A 16,281-nucleotide genomic window follows, 5' to 3' on the forward strand; every position below is an offset into this window, starting at 1 on the left:
GCACGTGCCCCGCATACGATGCGAAGCTCCCGCATCGACTGCGTTTCCCGCGTCGACCGCATTGACCGCCCCGTACGGACCTGGAGCACGGTACTCGTGGACATACCCCCGCCGCCCGCACCCGGTGGCCACCCGCAGCAGCCGTACGGGCAGGCTCCCTACGGGCAGCAGGCCCCTTACGGGCAGGCTCCCTACGGGCCTCCCGGGCAGGTGCCGTACCAGCGGTGGCCCGGTGCGTACTCCCCGTACTCGCGCCCCCCGGTCAACGGGTTCGCGATCGCCTCGCTCGTGCTCGGCATCCTCTGCTTCCTGCCCGCCGTCGGCCTGGTCCTCGGTCTCGTGGCGCTCGCGCAGATCTCGAAGAAGGGGGAGCGCGGCAAGGGCCTCGCGATCGCCGGGAGCATCCTCTCCGTCGTCGGCGTCGTGCTCCTCGTGCTCGCCGTCGCCACCGGGGGCGCGCGTGACTTCATGGAGGGCTTCAGGGACGCGGCCTCCCGGAGCAGCGCCGGGTTTCCCGTGGGCAAGGGGGAGTGCTTCAACGTTCCCGGCAGCGATCTCGAAGGGGCGCGGTACGCCTTCGAGGTCGACGAGGTGCCCTGCGCCTCGCGGCACGACGGGGAGGTCTTCGCCTCGTTCCGGGTGAACGGCGAGAGCTACCCGGGTGACTCCGGGCTCACGTCCCTCGCCGAGAAGAAGTGCGTCGATCTCCAGTTCTCCTACGTCCTCGACACCTGGACCGACTGGGGCGACACCGACATCAACTACTTCGTGCCCGACAGGGACACCTGGCGCCAGGGAGACCGGCACGTCACGTGTCTCTTCGGCGACGCCGGGGAGCAGCGCTCCCTGAAGGGTTCGCTGCGCCGCGACGCGACGAACCTCGACGCCCACCAGCTCGCCTACCTGAAGGCGGACAAGGCCCTTTACGACGCGTACGGGGCCGGGCCGGGGGAGAGCTTCGAGGAGGATCTGCCGGACCACAAGGAGTGGGCGGGCCGGGTGGAGAAGGGCCTCGCCGAGCAGGCGCGGCTGCTGCGCGCGCACGACTGGCCCGCGAAGGCGGACGCCGATGTCACCGCTCTCGTCGGCGCGATCGAGCAGAACCGCAAGCTGTGGAAGAAGGCGTCGACCGCAGAGGACGCCGACAGCTTCGGCGAGTACTGCATGCCGGCCGACCGGCACATCGGCGGCGAGCGCGAGGCCGCGGCCCGCAAACCCCTGGGCCTCGCGACCACTTCACCTCGCGACGCGGCTCCCGGCGGTGCGGGCGAGAGCCACGAGGGGGGCGTGGCGGTGTAACGCGTGGTGGGCCGTCCCAAGAAGGGCGTGGGGCGCTCACCTTAAGGGCTTTTTGTCCGCTTCTGTGATAGTTCTTCGGCGTGACGACCGTCATGACGCCGACCATCGCGGCCCAGCGATCTCCGGGGTCCGCGCCATCGGACTCTCCCCGAAGGGGCAGCCGCAACGGCAGGAAACGGCCCGGGACTTCGTGCGTCGCGTACCTCTCCCGCGGGCTCCTCGCCTTCGTCGCCCTCCTGAACGCCGCCCTCGTCGTCCTCGTCGCGTCCCCGCTGCCCCGCATTTCGCTCCTGGTGCTCGTCGCGGGGGCGGTCACCTCCTGGGGTCTGGTGCTCGTGCCTCCCGCGCTCATCGGCCTGGTGACCGGCGCGCTCGCGGGGCGGCGCCACCCCTGGTGCGCCGGACTCGCCGTCCTCACGGCGTTCGTCGCACTCGTGTACGGCGTCATGCCGTACGCCGCCACGTACCGCACCGCAAAGGAGCACGGACAACCCCTGGCCCCCGCCTCCTACTTCAAGGGCATCAACTACGCCAAGGCCCCCGACGGCGAGCGCACGCGCCGCTATGCCCGGATCGGCGAGCGGCGCGGAAAGCTGGACCTCTGGACCCTGCCGAAGCGGGACGGGGTGCGGCACCCCGCGGTGGTCTGGGTGCACGGCGGGGGCTGGAACAAGGGGCACCGGAGTCAGAGCCCCGCGTGGAACCGCTGGTTCAACGCGCGCGGCTGGTCGGTCTTCGACATCGACTACCGGCTCGCGCCCCGCGTGACCCAGCTCGACCAGATCGGCGACGTGAAGTGCGCCGTGGGCTGGGTGCGGCGGCACGCGCGCGTGTACGGCATCGATCCCGACCGCCTTGTCCTCGCGGGCAGTTCGGCGGGCGGCAATCTCGCGCTCTCGGCCGCCTATACGGAGGGTGATGACCGGGTCCCGGCGTCCTGTGCGGTGCGTGACAGTTCGGTCGCCGGGGTGATCTCCCTCTACGGGCCGACCGACATGGGGCGCCTCATCGCGGGGACCGCGCTGCGCGGGGACCCCATGATCCCGCGTCTGATGGGCGGTTCGGCGAAGGCCGTCCCCGCCCGCTACCTGCTGGGATCGCCCGCGAAGCTCGTACGGACGGACGTTCCGCCCACGCTCCTGCTGCACGGCAGCGCGGACCGGGCGGTGCCGGTGGCGCAGGCGCGGGAACTGGCGCGGCGCCTCGACGCGGCGGGGGCGCCCGCGACGTACGTCGAACTCCCGTGGGCCGACCACTGCTTCGACGTGAACTGGGGTGGTTGGGGAAGTCAGATCGCGCGGGCGGCGATCTCCCGGTTCCTCGACATCCGTGGTACGAGTATCTGATCATCGCAACTCGGCGCCGCCCGGGGCTGCTCGGGCCGCCGCGCGGGTGTGATCGCCATAGCTGCGGAAAGCTCCTGCGTAAAGCCCTGCACGGGCAGAAATCATCACTTCGGGTGATTCCTTGGCCTTGGCTTGCGGCCAACAACCGACGGTTGCCAGGCTGTTGCTGTCTGTCAACCTGATGGGAGTGGCCAGTGACTTTCGGTGAGCAGCCGGCGTATCTGCGCGTCGCGGGTGATCTCCGCAAGAAGATCGTCGACGGTTCGCTGCCCCCGCACACCCGACTCCCCTCGCAGGCCAGAATCCGCGAGGAGTACGGAGTTTCGGACACGGTCGCCCTGGAGGCGCGCAAAGTCCTGATGGCCGAAGGCCTGGTCGAAGGGCGTTCCGGGTCCGGCACCTATGTGCGCGAGCGACCGGTGCCCCGCCGCGTGGCACGCACGGGCTACCGGGCCTCCGGAGGCTCCACGCCCTTCCGTCAGGAGCAGGCGGAGGACGGCGCGCGCGGCACCTGGGAGTCCCGCAGCGAACAGGCGGAGGCGAACGGCATGATCGCCGAGCGGCTCGGCATCCGCACGGGTGACCGCGTGATGTGCACGAAGTACGTCTACCGCGACGCGGGCGAGGTGATGATGCTCTCCACGTCCTGGGAGCCTCTCGCCGTCACGGGGCGCACCCCGGTGATGCTCCCCGAGGAGGGGCCGCTCGGCGGCTGCGGAGTGGTCGAGCGCATGGCGGCCATCGACGTCGTCGTGGACAACGTCGCGGAGGAGGTCGGCGCGCGGCCGGGGCTTGCGGAGGAGCTCATGTCGCTCGGCGGGGTCCCCGGACATGTGGTGATCGTCGTGCAGCGCACGTACTTCGCGTCGGGAAAGCCGGTCGAGACGGCCGACGTCGTGGTGCCCGCCGACCGGTACCGGATCGCATACCACCTGCCGGTGAGATGACCGGGGCGCTCCGGCGTACGCCCGGAATCCGGACGGGCCCGTCCGCCCGCCGTGATCGCGAGTTAACGCCGGCCGTGCTTCCGTAACGCCGGAGCAATCGCGCCCTGCGGCAACTTGTCATGTACGGCTCCTAACTTCGTCGCCCGTACCCGCAATCCGGTCGGACGACAGGAACCCACATGACGGATACGGCCACCCGCGACACCAGCGCCGCCGCAGGCCCGCAGCCCAAGCGCAGTTACGCGAAGATGGCGGCCGACGAGAGCCGCGAGGACTACTCGCTGCGGTACGCGCCGCACTCCTTCCGGCGCTGGTCGCCGACGATGGTGGCGTCGACCGCGCTCGGCGGCATCGCCTACCTCGCGGACTTCGCGATCGGCGCGTCCATCGTCTTCACGTACGGCTTCACCAGCGGACTCGCCTCGATCCTGTGCGCCGCGACGATCATCTTCGTCACCGGCATCCCGATCGCGCGGGCCTGCGCCAAGTACGGCCTCGACATGGACCTGGTGACGCGGGGCGCGGGCTTCGGCTACTTCGGCTCGACGCTGACGTCGCTGATCTACGCCTCCTTCACGTTCATCTTCTTCGCGCTCGAAGGCTCGATCATGGCCCAGGCCATGCACCAGGCCGTCGGGCTCCCGGTGGAGATCGGCTATCTGGTCACGACCCTCATCGTGATCCCGATCGTCTTCCGGGGCATGGGCGCCCTGGCCAAGGTGCAGGCCTGGACGCAGCCGATCTGGCTCATCGGGATGGTGCTGCCCTTCGTGGTGCTCGCCTTCGAAGCGCCGGACGCCTGGGGGGCCTTCGCGTCCTTCGGAGGGACCGAGGGTGCGGGAAGCGGCTTCTCGTGGGTCGCCTTCGGGCTCGGCACGGGCGTCGCGCTCTCGCTCATCGCCCAGATCGGCGAGCAGGCCGACTATCTGCGCTTCATGCCGGCCAGGACGGAACAGAACAAAAGGCGCTGGAATCTGGCCGTTCTCGCGGCGGGACCCGGCTGGGTGATCATCGGCGCCGCCAAGCAACTGGGCGGCGCGCTCCTCGCGTTCGTGGCCCTCGAAGCCGTCGGCAAGACGCACGCCCTGGAGCCGATCGCCCCGCAGATCGAGGCCCTCAAGCCCTGGCTCGGCTCCTTCGCGCTGCCCGCGGCGGCGCTCTTCGTGATCGTCTCGCAGATCAAGATCAACGTGACCAACGCCTACAGCGGCTCGCTGTCCTGGTCGAACTTCTTCTCCCGCATCACGCACAGGCACCCGGGCCGGGTCTGGTACATCTTCCTGAACCTCGCCATCGCGCTGACGCTGATGGAGATGAACATGTTCGCGGCCCTCAACAAGCTGCTCGGCTTCTACTCGAACGTCGGCATCGCGTGGATCGTGGCGGTCGCCGCCGACCTGGTCATCAACAAGAGGATGGGCTGGAGCCCGCCGTACATCGAGTTCAAGAGGGCCTACCTGTACGCGGTGAACCCGGCGGGCTTCGGCTCGATGGTGATCGCCTCCGTGGTGTCGATCCTGGCCTTCTTCGGCCTCTTCGGGGAGTACGCGGAAGCCTTCTCGACGTTCATCGCGGCCGGACTCGCCGTCGTCCTGTGCCCGTTGATCGCGTGGGCGACGAAGGGCAAGTACTACCTGGCGCGCCCGAACCCGGTGAACGGCCCGCACGTCGAGGTCCCCGACGTGACGGCCACGCACGCGTGCAGCGTCTGCGAGACGGCGTACGAACTCCCGGACATCGCCGACTGCCCGGTCCAGTCAGGGCCGATCTGCTCCCTGTGCTGCTCGCTGGACGCGGAGTGCAAGGACGTGTGCCGTACGTCGTCCGTGCCGGTGCTGATGCCGGTGCCGTCCGTGCCTGCCGCGCTCTCTGCGCCCTCTGCGCCCCCCGGGCCCGCTGCGCCGGTGGTGCGCGCGGACTGACACGGCAGCGGCGGTGTCCGGTCGGTGCCGGCCGGTGTCCGAGGGGGCGCACTCATCAGGGTGCGCCCCCTCGGCGTTGGCTCATTGCGTACCTCTTTGTGCAAAGTCGTATCCGCTGCGTAAAGGTCGGGCGTAGGCTCGGGCATATGCGGAATGCGGTTTCCTTACTGATCGAGGCGTGGCGCGCGCCGGGAGCGGCGAGCGGAGGGACGCGATGAATGACGGGACGGCCGTACTCCCCTGGCTCGTGATACGTCAGGACGACAACGGCAACCGCTACAGGGTGGGCAGGTACGCGACGAAGGCCGAGGCCGAGAAGATCGCGAACAGCCTCGACGAGAACGGGCACAAGCAGCTCTACTGGGTCGAGAAGCTGAGCGAGAACAGCACCGCGCGCTGACCGCACGTGCCGACCGCACGCGCCGACCCCCTAGGCTCCGGCGCATGACGGAACGGATCGTGGTGGGCGCCGCCCTGTACGACGACGGACGCCTGCTGGCCGCGCGGCGCAGCGCACCCCCCGAGCTCGCGGGCCGCTGGGAACTGCCCGGCGGAAAGGTCGAGCCCGGCGAGCGTCCGCAGGAAGCCCTGGTCCGGGAGCTGCGCGAAGAACTGGGCGTCGACGCCGAACCGGTCGCGAGAGTGCCGGGACAGTGGCCGCTCAAACCGGGATACGTCCTGTGGGTGTGGACGGCGAAGCTCCGCTCGGGAGTCCCCGAGCCCCTCCAGGACCACGACGAACTGCGCTGGCTCTCGCCCGAAGACATCTGGTCGGTGGAGTGGCTCGACGCGGACGTCCCCGCGGTGGCGGCCGCGATCGAGTGCCGCTAGCCCTCTGTACGGGCCCTGTGCGGGTGTACGGGCCCTGCGCGGGCTCCGGGCCCCTCGTGTGGGGGAGCGTGCGAGGTCATGTCTCCCGGCGCTTGAGCCTCACCTACGCCGTTCGTGCCACAGTGCGCCTTGGTAAGCGGTAATTCCGGCAGGATACCGGGTATGTGCCCATTAACCCCGTGAAACCGGACAAGGGTCCGCTGCTGCTGGTCTGGATGTGATCGGCGTGATCGACACCGAAGGCGACTGCGCCGAGTGGGATTTTCCCGCGGATCCGGGCGCCGTGCGCACGGCGCGTGCCGTCGTCCGCAAGCAGCTCGGCGCCTGGGGCCTCGCAGCCCTCGGCGACGTCACCGTCCTCCTCGTGAGCGAGCTGGTGACCAACTCCCTGCGGCACGCTTCGGGCCCGATCGGTGTACGACTCGTACGCCCGGCCGGGCCTTCGGGCATCCTCCTCGTAGAGGTCTCCGATCCGCTGCCCGACCCGCCCCTGGAGCGCGATGCCGCCCCTGATGACGAGGGGGGCAGGGGTATCCAGCTGGTGGCCCGGGCATCGCGGCGCTGGGGGACACGACAGGGCACTGCGGGGAAGACGGGGAAGACGGTGTGGTTCGAGCTGGTGCTGCCGGGTTAGAAGACTGGCAGCGTAGGACGGACACAAGACAGTCACGGGCCAAAAAGGGTTGAGTCCGTGCTGTGATCGTGAACGCCGTGTGGCGTGGCTCCGTAGTGCTGGATACTGCGGGCAGCTGCATCCGGTGACCGGTGCCGGACGTGGTGAGCTGGAGGGGACGGTTCGCGTGAGCGAGATACCAGCGAAGGCGACGGAGCAGGACGGGCCGTCGGGTGACGCTAGGGGCGAAGCTGCGGATGACGTGATGTGGCAGAGCAGTCCACCCGGTTCGATCTATGACTACATCAGAGTGGCCTCGTTCTCGATCGGCCCCGACGGTCTCATCGACCAGTGGAGCCTGCGGGCCGAGCGGCTGTTCGGAGTGTCCGCGGACGACGCCGTGGGCAGGGACCCCATCGAGGCCTTCGTCGCGCCCGAGCTGCGCAGCAGCGGGCACCGCAAGATGGCGGAGATCCTGGACGGCAGGGAGTGGACCGGGTCCGTTCCGTTCCGGGCGCCGGAGCGGTCCGATGAGCCCGGCGCGGGCCCGGCGGGGCCCCGGGAGGTCGAGGGGGCGGAGGGGTCCTTCAAGGGCACCGAAGGCATCGCCGAGGTCTATGTGATGCCGACCGAGACGGAGGCCGGTGAACGGGCCGCCGTCTGCATCGTCGTCGACGTACGGGCGCTCCGGCAGATCGAGACCGACCTCGCCGCGTCGCAGGCCATTTTCGGCCAATCTCCCTTCGGCTTCCTGCTGTTCGGCACGGATCTGAAGGTGCAGCGGGCCAACCGCCGCTTCGCCGCCGTCTTCGGGGGCGGCGTCGACGAACACCGCGGCCGCACCGTCCACGACTATCTGCCCCGGCACGAGGCCGACCGCATGGCCGCCGCCCTCAAGCGCGTCCTGGACACCGGCGACTCCGTCACGGACATGCAGATAGTCGGCCCCGCCCCCGGCAGCAACGAACGCCGCCACTGGTCGATCAACCTCTACCGCGTGCACAGCGGTTCCGGCCGCCCCATCGGCATCGCGGGACTCGGCACCGACGTCACCCGGCGGCACGCCGCCGCCCGCGAGGCCGCCCACGCCCGCCGCAACCTCGCCCTGCTCAACGAAGCGGGCGCCCGCATCGGCAACTCCCTCGACCTGGAGACGACCGCGCGCGAACTGCTCGACGTCGCCGTACCCGGCTTCTGCGATCTCGCGTCCGTGGACCTCTACCAAGGGCTCCTCGACGGCGACGAGACCCCTCCGGGCCTGGCCGACGGCAGCGCCGAACTGCGCCGCGTCGCCTTCGCGAGCGCCGTCGCGGACGCGCCGTTCCCGGACGGCGGCCAGCCCATAGACGTCGGCGCCGTGCACCGCTTCCCCTTCACCTCGCCCTGCGCCGACGCCCTGCGCGCCGCACGCCCCCGGATCGTCTCCGCGGCCGACGACGGGTCCGCGAGCAGGCTCACCGGCGGGCTCATCCAGTCGACGCTCGCCGTGCCGATGGTCGCCCACGACACGGTCGTCGGCCTCGCCCAGTTCTCCCGCACGAAGGGAAGCGAGCCCTTCGGGGAGCGCGACCGTGCCCTCGCCGTCGAACTCGCCGCACGCGCCGCGGTCTGTATCGACAACGCCCGCCTCTACCGCCGCGAACACGAACGCGCCCTGATCCTCCAGCGCTCCCTGCTGCCGCCCGACGACCCCGAGGCGTCCGGCCTGGACATCGCCTGCCGCTATCTCCCCGGCAACGCGGCCACCGAGGTCGGCGGCGACTGGTTCGACGTCATCGAACTGCCCGGCCACCGCACCGCCCTGGTCGTCGGCGACGTCATGGGGCGCGGCCTGCGCGCGGCCGTCGCCATGGGAGAGCTGCGCACCGCCGTGCGCACCCTGGCGCTCCTGGACCTGGAGCCCGCCGAGGTCCTCTCCGCCCTCGACGAGATCGCCCGCGGCCTCGGCGACCCCTCGGGCACCCAGCAGGCCACGCGAGCGGCCCGGCAGACGCGTTCCGCGAGCGAGACGGACCTTTCCGAGGTCTACCTCGCCACCTGCGTCTACGCGGTCTACGACGCCGTCACGCGCCGCTGCACGTTCGCCAACGCAGGCCACCTGCCGCCGGTGCTCGTCGAGCCCGGCGAGGCACCGCTGATGCTGGACGTGCCGCCCGGCATGCCGCTTGGAGTCGGCGGTGAGCCCTTCGAGGAGGTCGAGGTCGAACTGCCCGACGGCGGCCTGCTCGCGCTCTATACGGACGGTCTCGTCGAGTCCCGCGACCATCCCCTCGACGAGGGCCTGAATGCCTTCGTACGCGCCCTCGACGACCCCGCGCCCGCCCTTGAGGACGTCTGCGATCACGTACTGAACACCCTCGACACCCACCACGGAGAGGACGACATCGCGCTGCTCATGGCCCGCATCCAGGGGCTGCCCGCCGAGAACGTCGGCGACTGGACGCTGTCGCGCGACCCGAAGTCGGTGGGGCGGGCGCGCGAACTGGCCTGCGAGCAGTTGCGCGGCTGGGACCTGGAACCGCTCTGCGATACGACCGAACTGCTGGTCAGCGAGCTGGTCACCAATGCCCTGCGATACGGCGAGGGCGACATCCGACTGCGGCTCCTGCTCGATCGCACCCTGGTGTGCGAGGTGTGGGACGGGGGCCTCGTCCAGCCGCGCCGCCGCCGGGCACGCGACACGGACGAGGGCGGCCGCGGGCTCCAGCTCGTCGGACTGCTGAGCGCCGCCTGGGGCTCGCGCAGGACGCCGCGCGGCAAGACGGTGTGGTTCGAGATGCCGCTGCCGGACAGCGGCGTGGAGCCGATGGACGCGGCGGAGGCGCTGCTCAGCCTGTTCTGAGGGCTGCTCCGGCCGTCCTGTTCTGAGGGCTGCTGCGGCCGTCCTGTTCTGAGGGCTGCTGCGGCCGGCTTCGTCGCGTCGGACCGGCCCTGCTACGTCGTGGCCTTCAGGGCGGCGAGGCGGGCCGCGACCTCCGCCTCGTCGCCCATGCTGTCCAGCTGCTCGAACTGCGCGTCCAGGGACGAGGCGGCCAGCTCCTGCTTGCCCAGCGCCCTGGCCTCCTCGCGGCGCACCTTGTCCTCGAAACGGCCCAACTCACTGGCCGGATCGAGCACATCGATGCTCCGGGCGGCGTCCATCATCTGGTTCTGCGCCTGCGCGGTCCTGGCGCGGGCGACCAGCTGATCGCGCTTCGACGTGAGCTGGTTCAGCTTGATCTTCATCTGGTCGAGCCCCGACTTCAGCTTGTCGACCACCTCGGTCTGCGAGGCGATCGTGGGCTCGGCGTCCCTGGCCTCCCGCTCGGACTGGAGCTGGCGCTGGAGTGCGACCTTGGCGAGGCCGTCGAACCGGTCGGCCTCCGCGGCGCTCCCCGCGGACCGCAGCTCGTCCGCCTTCTTGCTGGCGGCGACCGCCTTCGTGCCCCACCCGGCAGCCGCGTCCTGGTCCTCCTTGTGGTCCAGTTCCAGCATCCGCAGATTGCCGATGGTGGTCGCGACCGCCTCCTCGGCCTCCTGGATGTTGTTCGTGTAGTCGCGGACCAGCTGGTCGAGCATCTTCTGCGGGTCCTCGGCCTGATCGAGCAGGGCATTGATGTTGGCCTTGGCGAGCTGGGCCACGCGTCCCAGGATCGTCTGCTTAGCCATGTCGGTCTCCTTCTGTGCGGGTTGACAGGGGGTACGGGAAAGCCGGGAAACGGTGGTTCAGAACCTCCCGCCCCCGCCCATCCGGCCCCGGGTGCCCCCGCCGCCGAAGCTCCCGGGGCCGCCCCCGCCGAAACCGCCGCCCCCGCCGCCCGGTCCGCGGCCCCTGCCTCCGAAGAGCTCGCCGAGAATGATGCCGCCCAGTACCGCGCCGCCCATGCCGCCGCCGCGCCCGCCGCCTCCGTAGGGGTTGCCGTAGCCGCGTACGTCCCGTTCGGCCAGCTGCTGCGCCTGCCGGGCCAGGGCGTCCGCCTGCTGGGCCCGGGCGAGCGCCGCCGTGGCGTCGGCGTCCTTGGCGGCCTCCGCGCCCGACAGGTGCCGCTGGGCCTCGGCGAGGCGGGTCCTCGCCTCGCTGCCCACCCCGCCCCGGTGGGTGCCGATGAAGTCCGCCGCCGCCCCCACGGCGCTGCGCGCGGTGAGCAGGGCCTGGCCCAGGAGGGCGACGGCGCGCTGCCGCCCTGCCTCGCCCTCGCGGGCGCCCGCGAGGGACTCGTCGAGGACCGTGTCGGCCTCCTCGACCCGGCGCAGGGCGTCGATCGGGTCGTGCGGGCCCGCCGCCATCTTCTTGCGTACCTCGTCGACCACCGCTTCCGCCCGGGCGATACGGCCGTGCAGGTCAGCCGTCGAGCCTCCCGCCGTGGTGCCCTTCAAGAGGCCGCGTGCCTCGGCGAGGTCGGTCTCCGTCTCGGTGAGCGCGGCGGGCAGCTTCTCCGCCGCGAGTGCCAGCTCGTCGGCGAGGCGGTCCACGGCGTCCACGAAGGTGCCCGCCTGGTCCACGGCGCCTTCGGCGGCCCGCAGATGGACGGCCGCCTTGCCGTTGTCGCCCGCGCCGACGGCCTTCCGGGCCTCGTCGAGGTGCGTCGTGGCGAAGGCGAGCCGGTCCCTGGCCTGCTCCACATGACCCACGACATGCGCACAGGCGGAGGGCGCATACCGCTCCCGGATCGTGCCGAGGGTGCTCTCGGCGGCGTTGGTACGCCCGCTGACCTGCCCGAACGCCGATTCCGCGTGCTCCAGGGCCTGCGCTGCGTCGCGTTCGAGGGCGCGCAGCTGGTCGAATCCGGCGGCTTCCGCGTCCAGGCGCCTGCCCGCATCGGTGCAGCGCGCGACGATCTCCTCCAGCATGGTGCGCCGGGTCGCGTCGTCCTCCGGATAGGCGTCGTCGAGCTGCTGGCGCAGCTTGAAGCTCTTGGTCAGCTCGGAGCGCGCGTACGCGAGGGCATCCGTGAACGGCCGTACCGCCTCGTCGCCGAACTGGGCCGTGGCGAAGCCGAGTTCCTCCGCGCTGGTGCGCACCGCGTCGTCGGTCTCCACCAGGAGCTGCTTGCTCTGCTTGTCCAGCTCCGGGAGCGGGGTCGCCCGTCCGCCCGCGGTCCCCTTGCCCCAGCCACCGCCCCCGGGTGTCGTACGCGTATGGGTGCGCCGCTTGCGGCGGCCGTACGCGACAGCGGCGAGAGCACCCGCGCCGCCGACCACCACGACCGGCAGGACCAGGTCGCCGGCGGCCGGGTCGTCACCGCCGCTACCGCTGCCGCCGCCCGGATCGGGGTCACCCGGCGTGGGCGTCGGGGTGGGGACGGGCCGCCCGGAGAGGACCGCGCGATAGCCGTTCGCCGCGCCGATGGCTGCGCCGGCCCAGTCGTTCTGCCGCAGGGCGGGTTTGATCGCGGTGGTCGCGACGTCCTGGAGCTGGCCCTCGCTCAGCCGGGAATCGACGTCTACGGAGTAGGCGTACTGCCGGTCGTGCGTGGCGACGGCGAGCAGCGCGTCGTCGAGGCCGAGTCCGTTGCGCTCGGCGGTGGCATCCGCCCACTCCTGTGCACTGCGCCCGGAGAAGTCCCTTACGTAGACGACGAAGAGCTGGAGGCCGCCGTCCTCGTAGAGCTGGTCGAGCGCCCGCTCCGTGGCGTTCTTGCGGTCACCGAGTGCTCCCACCCTGTCGGTGATCTGACCGTCGCGGGAGAGCGTGACCGGGTCGTCGGCCGGGGCGGCGAGTGCTGCGGGGGCGGACAGGAGCAGCAGGCACCACGTGAGCAGTGCGGTGGCTGCCGCTGTCGCCCGCACGGCCAGATACGGGGGCGGCGTCACATTTGGGAGCGTATGGCCGTCTTGTGGGGTGCGCGACCCGGCGACCCGGCGGCCTGGGAACGCGGGGCCGGAGTCCGGTGCGGCTCACCTGTGGCTCACCCCGCGAACTCCACCTCCGGATACTTTCCCGAAGGGCCGTCCAGCAGGTGGTCGTCCCGGTCCCGGAGCCAGCGGTCGAAGAACGAGGTCACGTAGGCCCGCTCCGCGGCCACCGCACGGTCCGGCCCGACCGTGCCTATGTTCTCTTCGATGACCTTGCGGTCCACCCCGGCCTGCGGGAGCAGCGCGGCGAGGTCCGTGTACGTCTGGTGCTTCGAGCCGCGCAGGGTCAGATTCCGCTTCCAGCCGGTCGAGTGGGACCAGAACGCGCGCCACGACGGCTCCGTCGTACGGTCGTTGCCCTCGCTGCCCATGAGGAGGAACGGGCGGGTCAGGCCATGGCGGGCCACAGGCGTGAGGTTCGTGCCGTTCGGCTCGGGGTTGTTCTCCAGGGTGCCGTCCATGTTCAGGCCTGCCTTGACCCTGCCGTCCTCGTACATCGTCTCGGCGGCCGCTATGCCGCCCGCCGACTGGCCGAACATCCCCACCCGCCGCTGGTCCACGACCTTGGAGAGGCCGTTCGGCAGCGAGCCGAGGCGGTCGAGGACGAACTTCGAGTCGGCCACCCGGACGTCGAGGACCTTCTTGAGCAGCGCCGGCATCTCGCTCGGCCGGGTCGCTTCCAAAGCCTTGCGGAGCGGGGCGTCGTCCTTGACCGAGCCGTCGGGGAACTGCACCCCCGGAGACTCATAGGTGTGGTCGATCGTGACCACCACATAGCCGTGGCTCGCCAGCTCCTCGACGGCCGAGGTACCCCACGTACGCGGATCGTTGGCTCCCGACGCGTAAAGCAGGACCGGTCGCCGGCCCCCGCTCGTGTCGGCGGGGGCGCCCTCCCGCGCATGCGTGCGTATGCCCGCGAAGTCGATCGCGTCCTCGGGGATGCCGTGCGGCGACATGGCGTTCCAGCGGTCCGCCGCGCCCGGCGCCATGTACGCAGCGAGGCGGTGGGCGCTCGCGGCGGACGCGCCGCCCGGCCCTCCCGCCGCCGGATACCAGACGCTGATCATCAGCTCTCGATACGGCACGGACTTCACCCACGGGTCGCGCCGCGAGGTGTCGACCAGGCGCGTCGACACCGTGCCGATCCGGTGCGGTCCCGTGGGCGCGGGGAGCTTCGCCGCGACGCCCATGGGTTCCGCCTGCGCGGGGGCCGGGGCAGCCAGCATCGTCGCCGTCAGGCCGGCCGCCGCGAGGCCGAGCACCGAGCGCCGGGTCAGAGCCGAACGAGGGGCCCGCGGCAAAGCCGAACGCGTCACATCCGAGGAAGATTTCATGACTCAATGCTGATCTCGCCCCGCCCCCGTGACCATGGGGGAAATCTTGAGTCTTGGGCCCGGGGGATTACCCCGGGGCCCAAGAACGGCGGGGATTACCCCCCCCGGGCCCGCAAACGGCGGGGATCACCCCCGACCCTCAAGCGGCGCGACGCTACTGCTCTCCCCGCCGCCGGATCTTGTTCCCGAGCCAGACCAGCGGATCGTACTTCCGGTCAACCGCCCGTTCCTTCAGGGGAATCAGCGCGTTGTCCGTGATCTTGATGCCCTCCGGGCACACCTCCGTACAGCACTTCGTGATGTTGCAGTAGCCGAGCCCGTGCTCGTCCTGGGCGGTCTTCTTCCGGTCGAGGCCGCTCTCCGCCGCCGCGTCCAGCGGGTGCATGTCGAGCTCGGCGACCCGCATCAGGAAGCGCGGACCCGCGAAGGCGGGTTTGTTCTCCTCGTGGTCGCGCACCACATGGCACGTGTCCTGGCACAGGAAGCACTCGATGCACTTGCGGAACTCCTGCGAGCGGTCCACGTCCGTCTGCTGCATGCGGTACTCGCCGGGGCCGAGGTCCGCCGGCGGCACGAAGGCCGGTACTTCCCTGGCCTTCGTGTAGTTGAAGCCGACGTCCGTCACCAGGTCCCGCACCACGGGGAAGGCGCGCAGCGGTGTCACCGTGATGACGTCCTCGCGTTCGAACACCGACATCCGCGTCATGCACATCAGCCGGGGGCGGCCGTTGATCTCCGCCGAGCACGAACCGCACTTGCCCGCCTTGCAGTTCCAGCGCACCGCCAGATCGGGGGCCTGGGTCGCCTGAAGGCGGTGGATGATGTCGAGGACGACCTCGCCTTCGTTGACCTCGACCTTGAAGTCCTCCAGATCGCCGCCTCCGACGTCCCCGCGCCAGACCCGGAACCGCGCGTCGTACGACGTACTGGAAGCACCCGGAGAACCGGGAGAACTCGGCGTAGCGGTACTCACTCGTAAAGCTCCTCTTCGGCCAGGTACTTGACCAGCTCTTCCTTCTCGAAGAGAGCAAGCAGGTCGGGACGGATGGGCTCGGTGGTGACCCGCACCAGATCGATCTGGCCGCGCACGGGGTCCGTGGCCGCGAGGCCGCCCGACGGGTCCGTGAGCTGGCACAGCAGATTCACGCGGCGCCAGTCGCGGTTCATCCCCGGATGGTCCTCGCGGGTGTGTCCGCCCCGGCTCTCCGTGCGCTCCAGGGCCGCCCGCGCCACGCACTCGCTGACCAGGAGCATGTTGCGCAGGTCCAGCGCGAGGTGCCAGCCGGGGTTGAACTGGCGGTGCCCCTCGACACCGGCCCGCCTGGCCCGCACCCGCAGCTCCGCCAGCTTCTCCAGGGCCTGCTCCATCTCGCCCTCACGGCGGATGATGCCGACCAGGTCGTTCATCGTCTGCTGGAGTTCCTGGTGGAGGGTGTACGGATTCTCCGGCGTCGCCCCGTCCTCGGGGCCCTCCGCACTGAACGGCCGCAGCGCCTCGGCCGCCGCCGTGTCCACCTGCACGTCGTCCACCAGGGGCCGCGCCTCGGCTCCGGAAGACCCGGCTTCGGAAGACTCGGCTCCGGAAGCGAACCCCGCCGCGTACTGCGCCGCGTGCAACCCCGCACGCCGCCCGAAGACCAGCAGGTCCGACAGCGAGTTGCCGCCGAGCCGGTTGGAGCCGTGCATGCCGCCCGCGACCTCGCCCGCCGCGTAGAGCCCCGGCACGCGCTGCGCGGCCGCCGTGTCCGACTCGACGGCGATACCGCCCATCACGTAGTGACAGGTCGGTCCGACCTCCATGGCCTCAGCGGTGATGTCGACGTCCGCCAGTTCCTTGAACTGGTGGTACATGGAGGGCAGCCGGCGCCGGATGACCTCGGCGGGCATGCGCGTCGACACGTCGAGGAAGACCCCGCCGTGCGGCGAGCCGCGGCCCGCCTTCACCTCGGAGTTGATCGCGCGCGCCACCTCGTCGCGCGGCAGGAGCTCCGGAGGGCGCCGGTTGTTGTCCGGATCCTCGTACCAGCGGTCGCCCTCGTCCTCCGACTGGGCGTACTTCTCCTTGAAGACGTCCGGTACGTAGTCGAACATGAACCGCTTGCCTTCGGAGTTGCGCAGTACCCCGCCCACCCGATGTTCAGGTCGACCCAGTAC

13 protein-coding genes are annotated in these 16,281 nt (G+C 70.8%); 8 read left to right on the forward strand and 5 right to left on the reverse strand.

What is annotated here, in order from left to right:
* The 8 genes from ACQKIP_RS20595 to ACQKIP_RS20630 all read left to right on the forward strand — a co-directional run.
* On the forward strand, nucleotides 1-1,299 hold a 1,299-nt coding region (locus ACQKIP_RS20595; protein ID WP_427743700.1), incomplete at its 5' end, for a DUF4190 domain-containing protein.
* Nucleotides 1,300-1,379: 80 nt separating this feature from the next.
* Nucleotides 1,380-2,645 carry an alpha/beta hydrolase gene (locus tag ACQKIP_RS20600; RefSeq protein ID WP_365861811.1) on the forward strand — a complete coding sequence of 422 codons (1,266 nt, stop codon included), beginning with the start codon at nucleotides 1,380-1,382 and terminating at the stop codon, nucleotides 2,643-2,645.
* 194 nt (nucleotides 2,646-2,839) lie between these two features.
* On the forward strand, nucleotides 2,840-3,592 hold the full coding sequence (locus ACQKIP_RS20605) for a GntR family transcriptional regulator (RefSeq protein ID WP_365861813.1): 753 nt from the start codon (nucleotides 2,840-2,842) through the stop codon (nucleotides 3,590-3,592).
* A 179-nt stretch (nucleotides 3,593-3,771) separates the two neighbouring features.
* The gene (locus ACQKIP_RS20610; RefSeq protein ID WP_365861816.1) at nucleotides 3,772-5,514 is read left to right on the forward strand and encodes a purine-cytosine permease family protein; all 1,743 of its coding nucleotides are present in this window, start codon (nucleotides 3,772-3,774) and stop codon (nucleotides 5,512-5,514) included.
* Nucleotides 5,515-5,728: 214 nt separating this feature from the next.
* A complete protein-coding gene (locus tag ACQKIP_RS20615; RefSeq protein WP_365861818.1) occupies nucleotides 5,729-5,914 on the forward strand; it encodes an SPOR domain-containing protein in 186 nt (61 codons plus the stop codon).
* 44 nt (nucleotides 5,915-5,958) lie between these two features.
* Nucleotides 5,959-6,345, forward strand: a complete 387-nt coding sequence (locus tag ACQKIP_RS20620) for a (deoxy)nucleoside triphosphate pyrophosphohydrolase (RefSeq protein WP_365861820.1) — start codon at nucleotides 5,959-5,961, stop codon at nucleotides 6,343-6,345.
* Nucleotides 6,346-6,562: 217 nt separating this feature from the next.
* Entirely contained in the window at nucleotides 6,563-6,979 is a 417-nt protein-coding gene (locus tag ACQKIP_RS20625; RefSeq protein WP_365861822.1) for an ATP-binding protein, read from the forward strand.
* A 166-nt stretch (nucleotides 6,980-7,145) separates the two neighbouring features.
* Nucleotides 7,146-9,800, forward strand: a complete 2,655-nt coding sequence (locus tag ACQKIP_RS20630; protein WP_365861824.1) for a SpoIIE family protein phosphatase — start codon at nucleotides 7,146-7,148, stop codon at nucleotides 9,798-9,800.
* A 92-nt stretch (nucleotides 9,801-9,892) separates the two neighbouring features.
* Here ACQKIP_RS20630 and ACQKIP_RS20635 read toward each other — a convergent pair whose 3' ends face one another.
* From ACQKIP_RS20635 to ACQKIP_RS20655, 5 genes are all read right to left on the reverse strand, one after another.
* Complete coding sequence (locus tag ACQKIP_RS20635; protein WP_365861826.1) at nucleotides 9,893-10,606, reverse strand: PspA/IM30 family protein; 714 nt, start codon at nucleotides 10,604-10,606, stop codon at nucleotides 9,893-9,895.
* Between the two features lie 57 nt (nucleotides 10,607-10,663).
* Nucleotides 10,664-12,751 (reverse strand): TPM domain-containing protein, encoded by a 2,088-nt coding sequence (locus ACQKIP_RS20640; RefSeq protein WP_427743706.1) that lies wholly within the window; start codon nucleotides 12,749-12,751, stop codon nucleotides 10,664-10,666.
* Between the two features lie 95 nt (nucleotides 12,752-12,846).
* Complete coding sequence (locus tag ACQKIP_RS20645) at nucleotides 12,847-14,127, reverse strand: hydrolase (protein WP_365861828.1); 1,281 nt, start codon at nucleotides 14,125-14,127, stop codon at nucleotides 12,847-12,849.
* A 154-nt stretch (nucleotides 14,128-14,281) separates the two neighbouring features.
* Nucleotides 14,282-15,100, reverse strand: a complete 819-nt coding sequence (locus ACQKIP_RS20650) for a succinate dehydrogenase/fumarate reductase iron-sulfur subunit (RefSeq protein ID WP_365861830.1) — start codon at nucleotides 15,098-15,100, stop codon at nucleotides 14,282-14,284.
* The coding region (locus tag ACQKIP_RS20655; RefSeq protein WP_427743708.1) for an FAD-binding protein at nucleotides 15,097-16,281 on the reverse strand (1,185 nt) is incomplete at its 5' end. The genes ACQKIP_RS20655 and ACQKIP_RS20650, both read right to left, overlap by 4 nt.

This window comes from Streptomyces sp. NPDC059900, assembly GCF_050270335.1.
GTDB lineage: Bacteria > Actinomycetota > Actinomycetes > Streptomycetales > Streptomycetaceae > Streptomyces.

Excerpts from the sequence above, each read along its gene's own strand:
- ACQKIP_RS20610 (WP_365861816.1), top strand. The coding sequence starts at position 3,772 with ATGACGGATACGGCCACCCGCGACACCAGCGCCGCCGCAGGCCCGCAG.
- ACQKIP_RS20615 (WP_365861818.1), top strand. The coding sequence starts at position 5,729 with ATGAATGACGGGACGGCCGTACTCCCCTGGCTCGTGATACGTCAGGAC.
- ACQKIP_RS20620 (WP_365861820.1), top strand. The coding sequence starts at position 5,959 with ATGACGGAACGGATCGTGGTGGGCGCCGCCCTGTACGACGACGGACGC.
- ACQKIP_RS20645 (WP_365861828.1), bottom strand. The coding sequence starts at position 14,127 with ATGAAATCTTCCTCGGATGTGACGCGTTCGGCTTTGCCGCGGGCCCCT.
- ACQKIP_RS20635 (WP_365861826.1), bottom strand. The coding sequence starts at position 10,606 with ATGGCTAAGCAGACGATCCTGGGACGCGTGGCCCAGCTCGCCAAGGCC.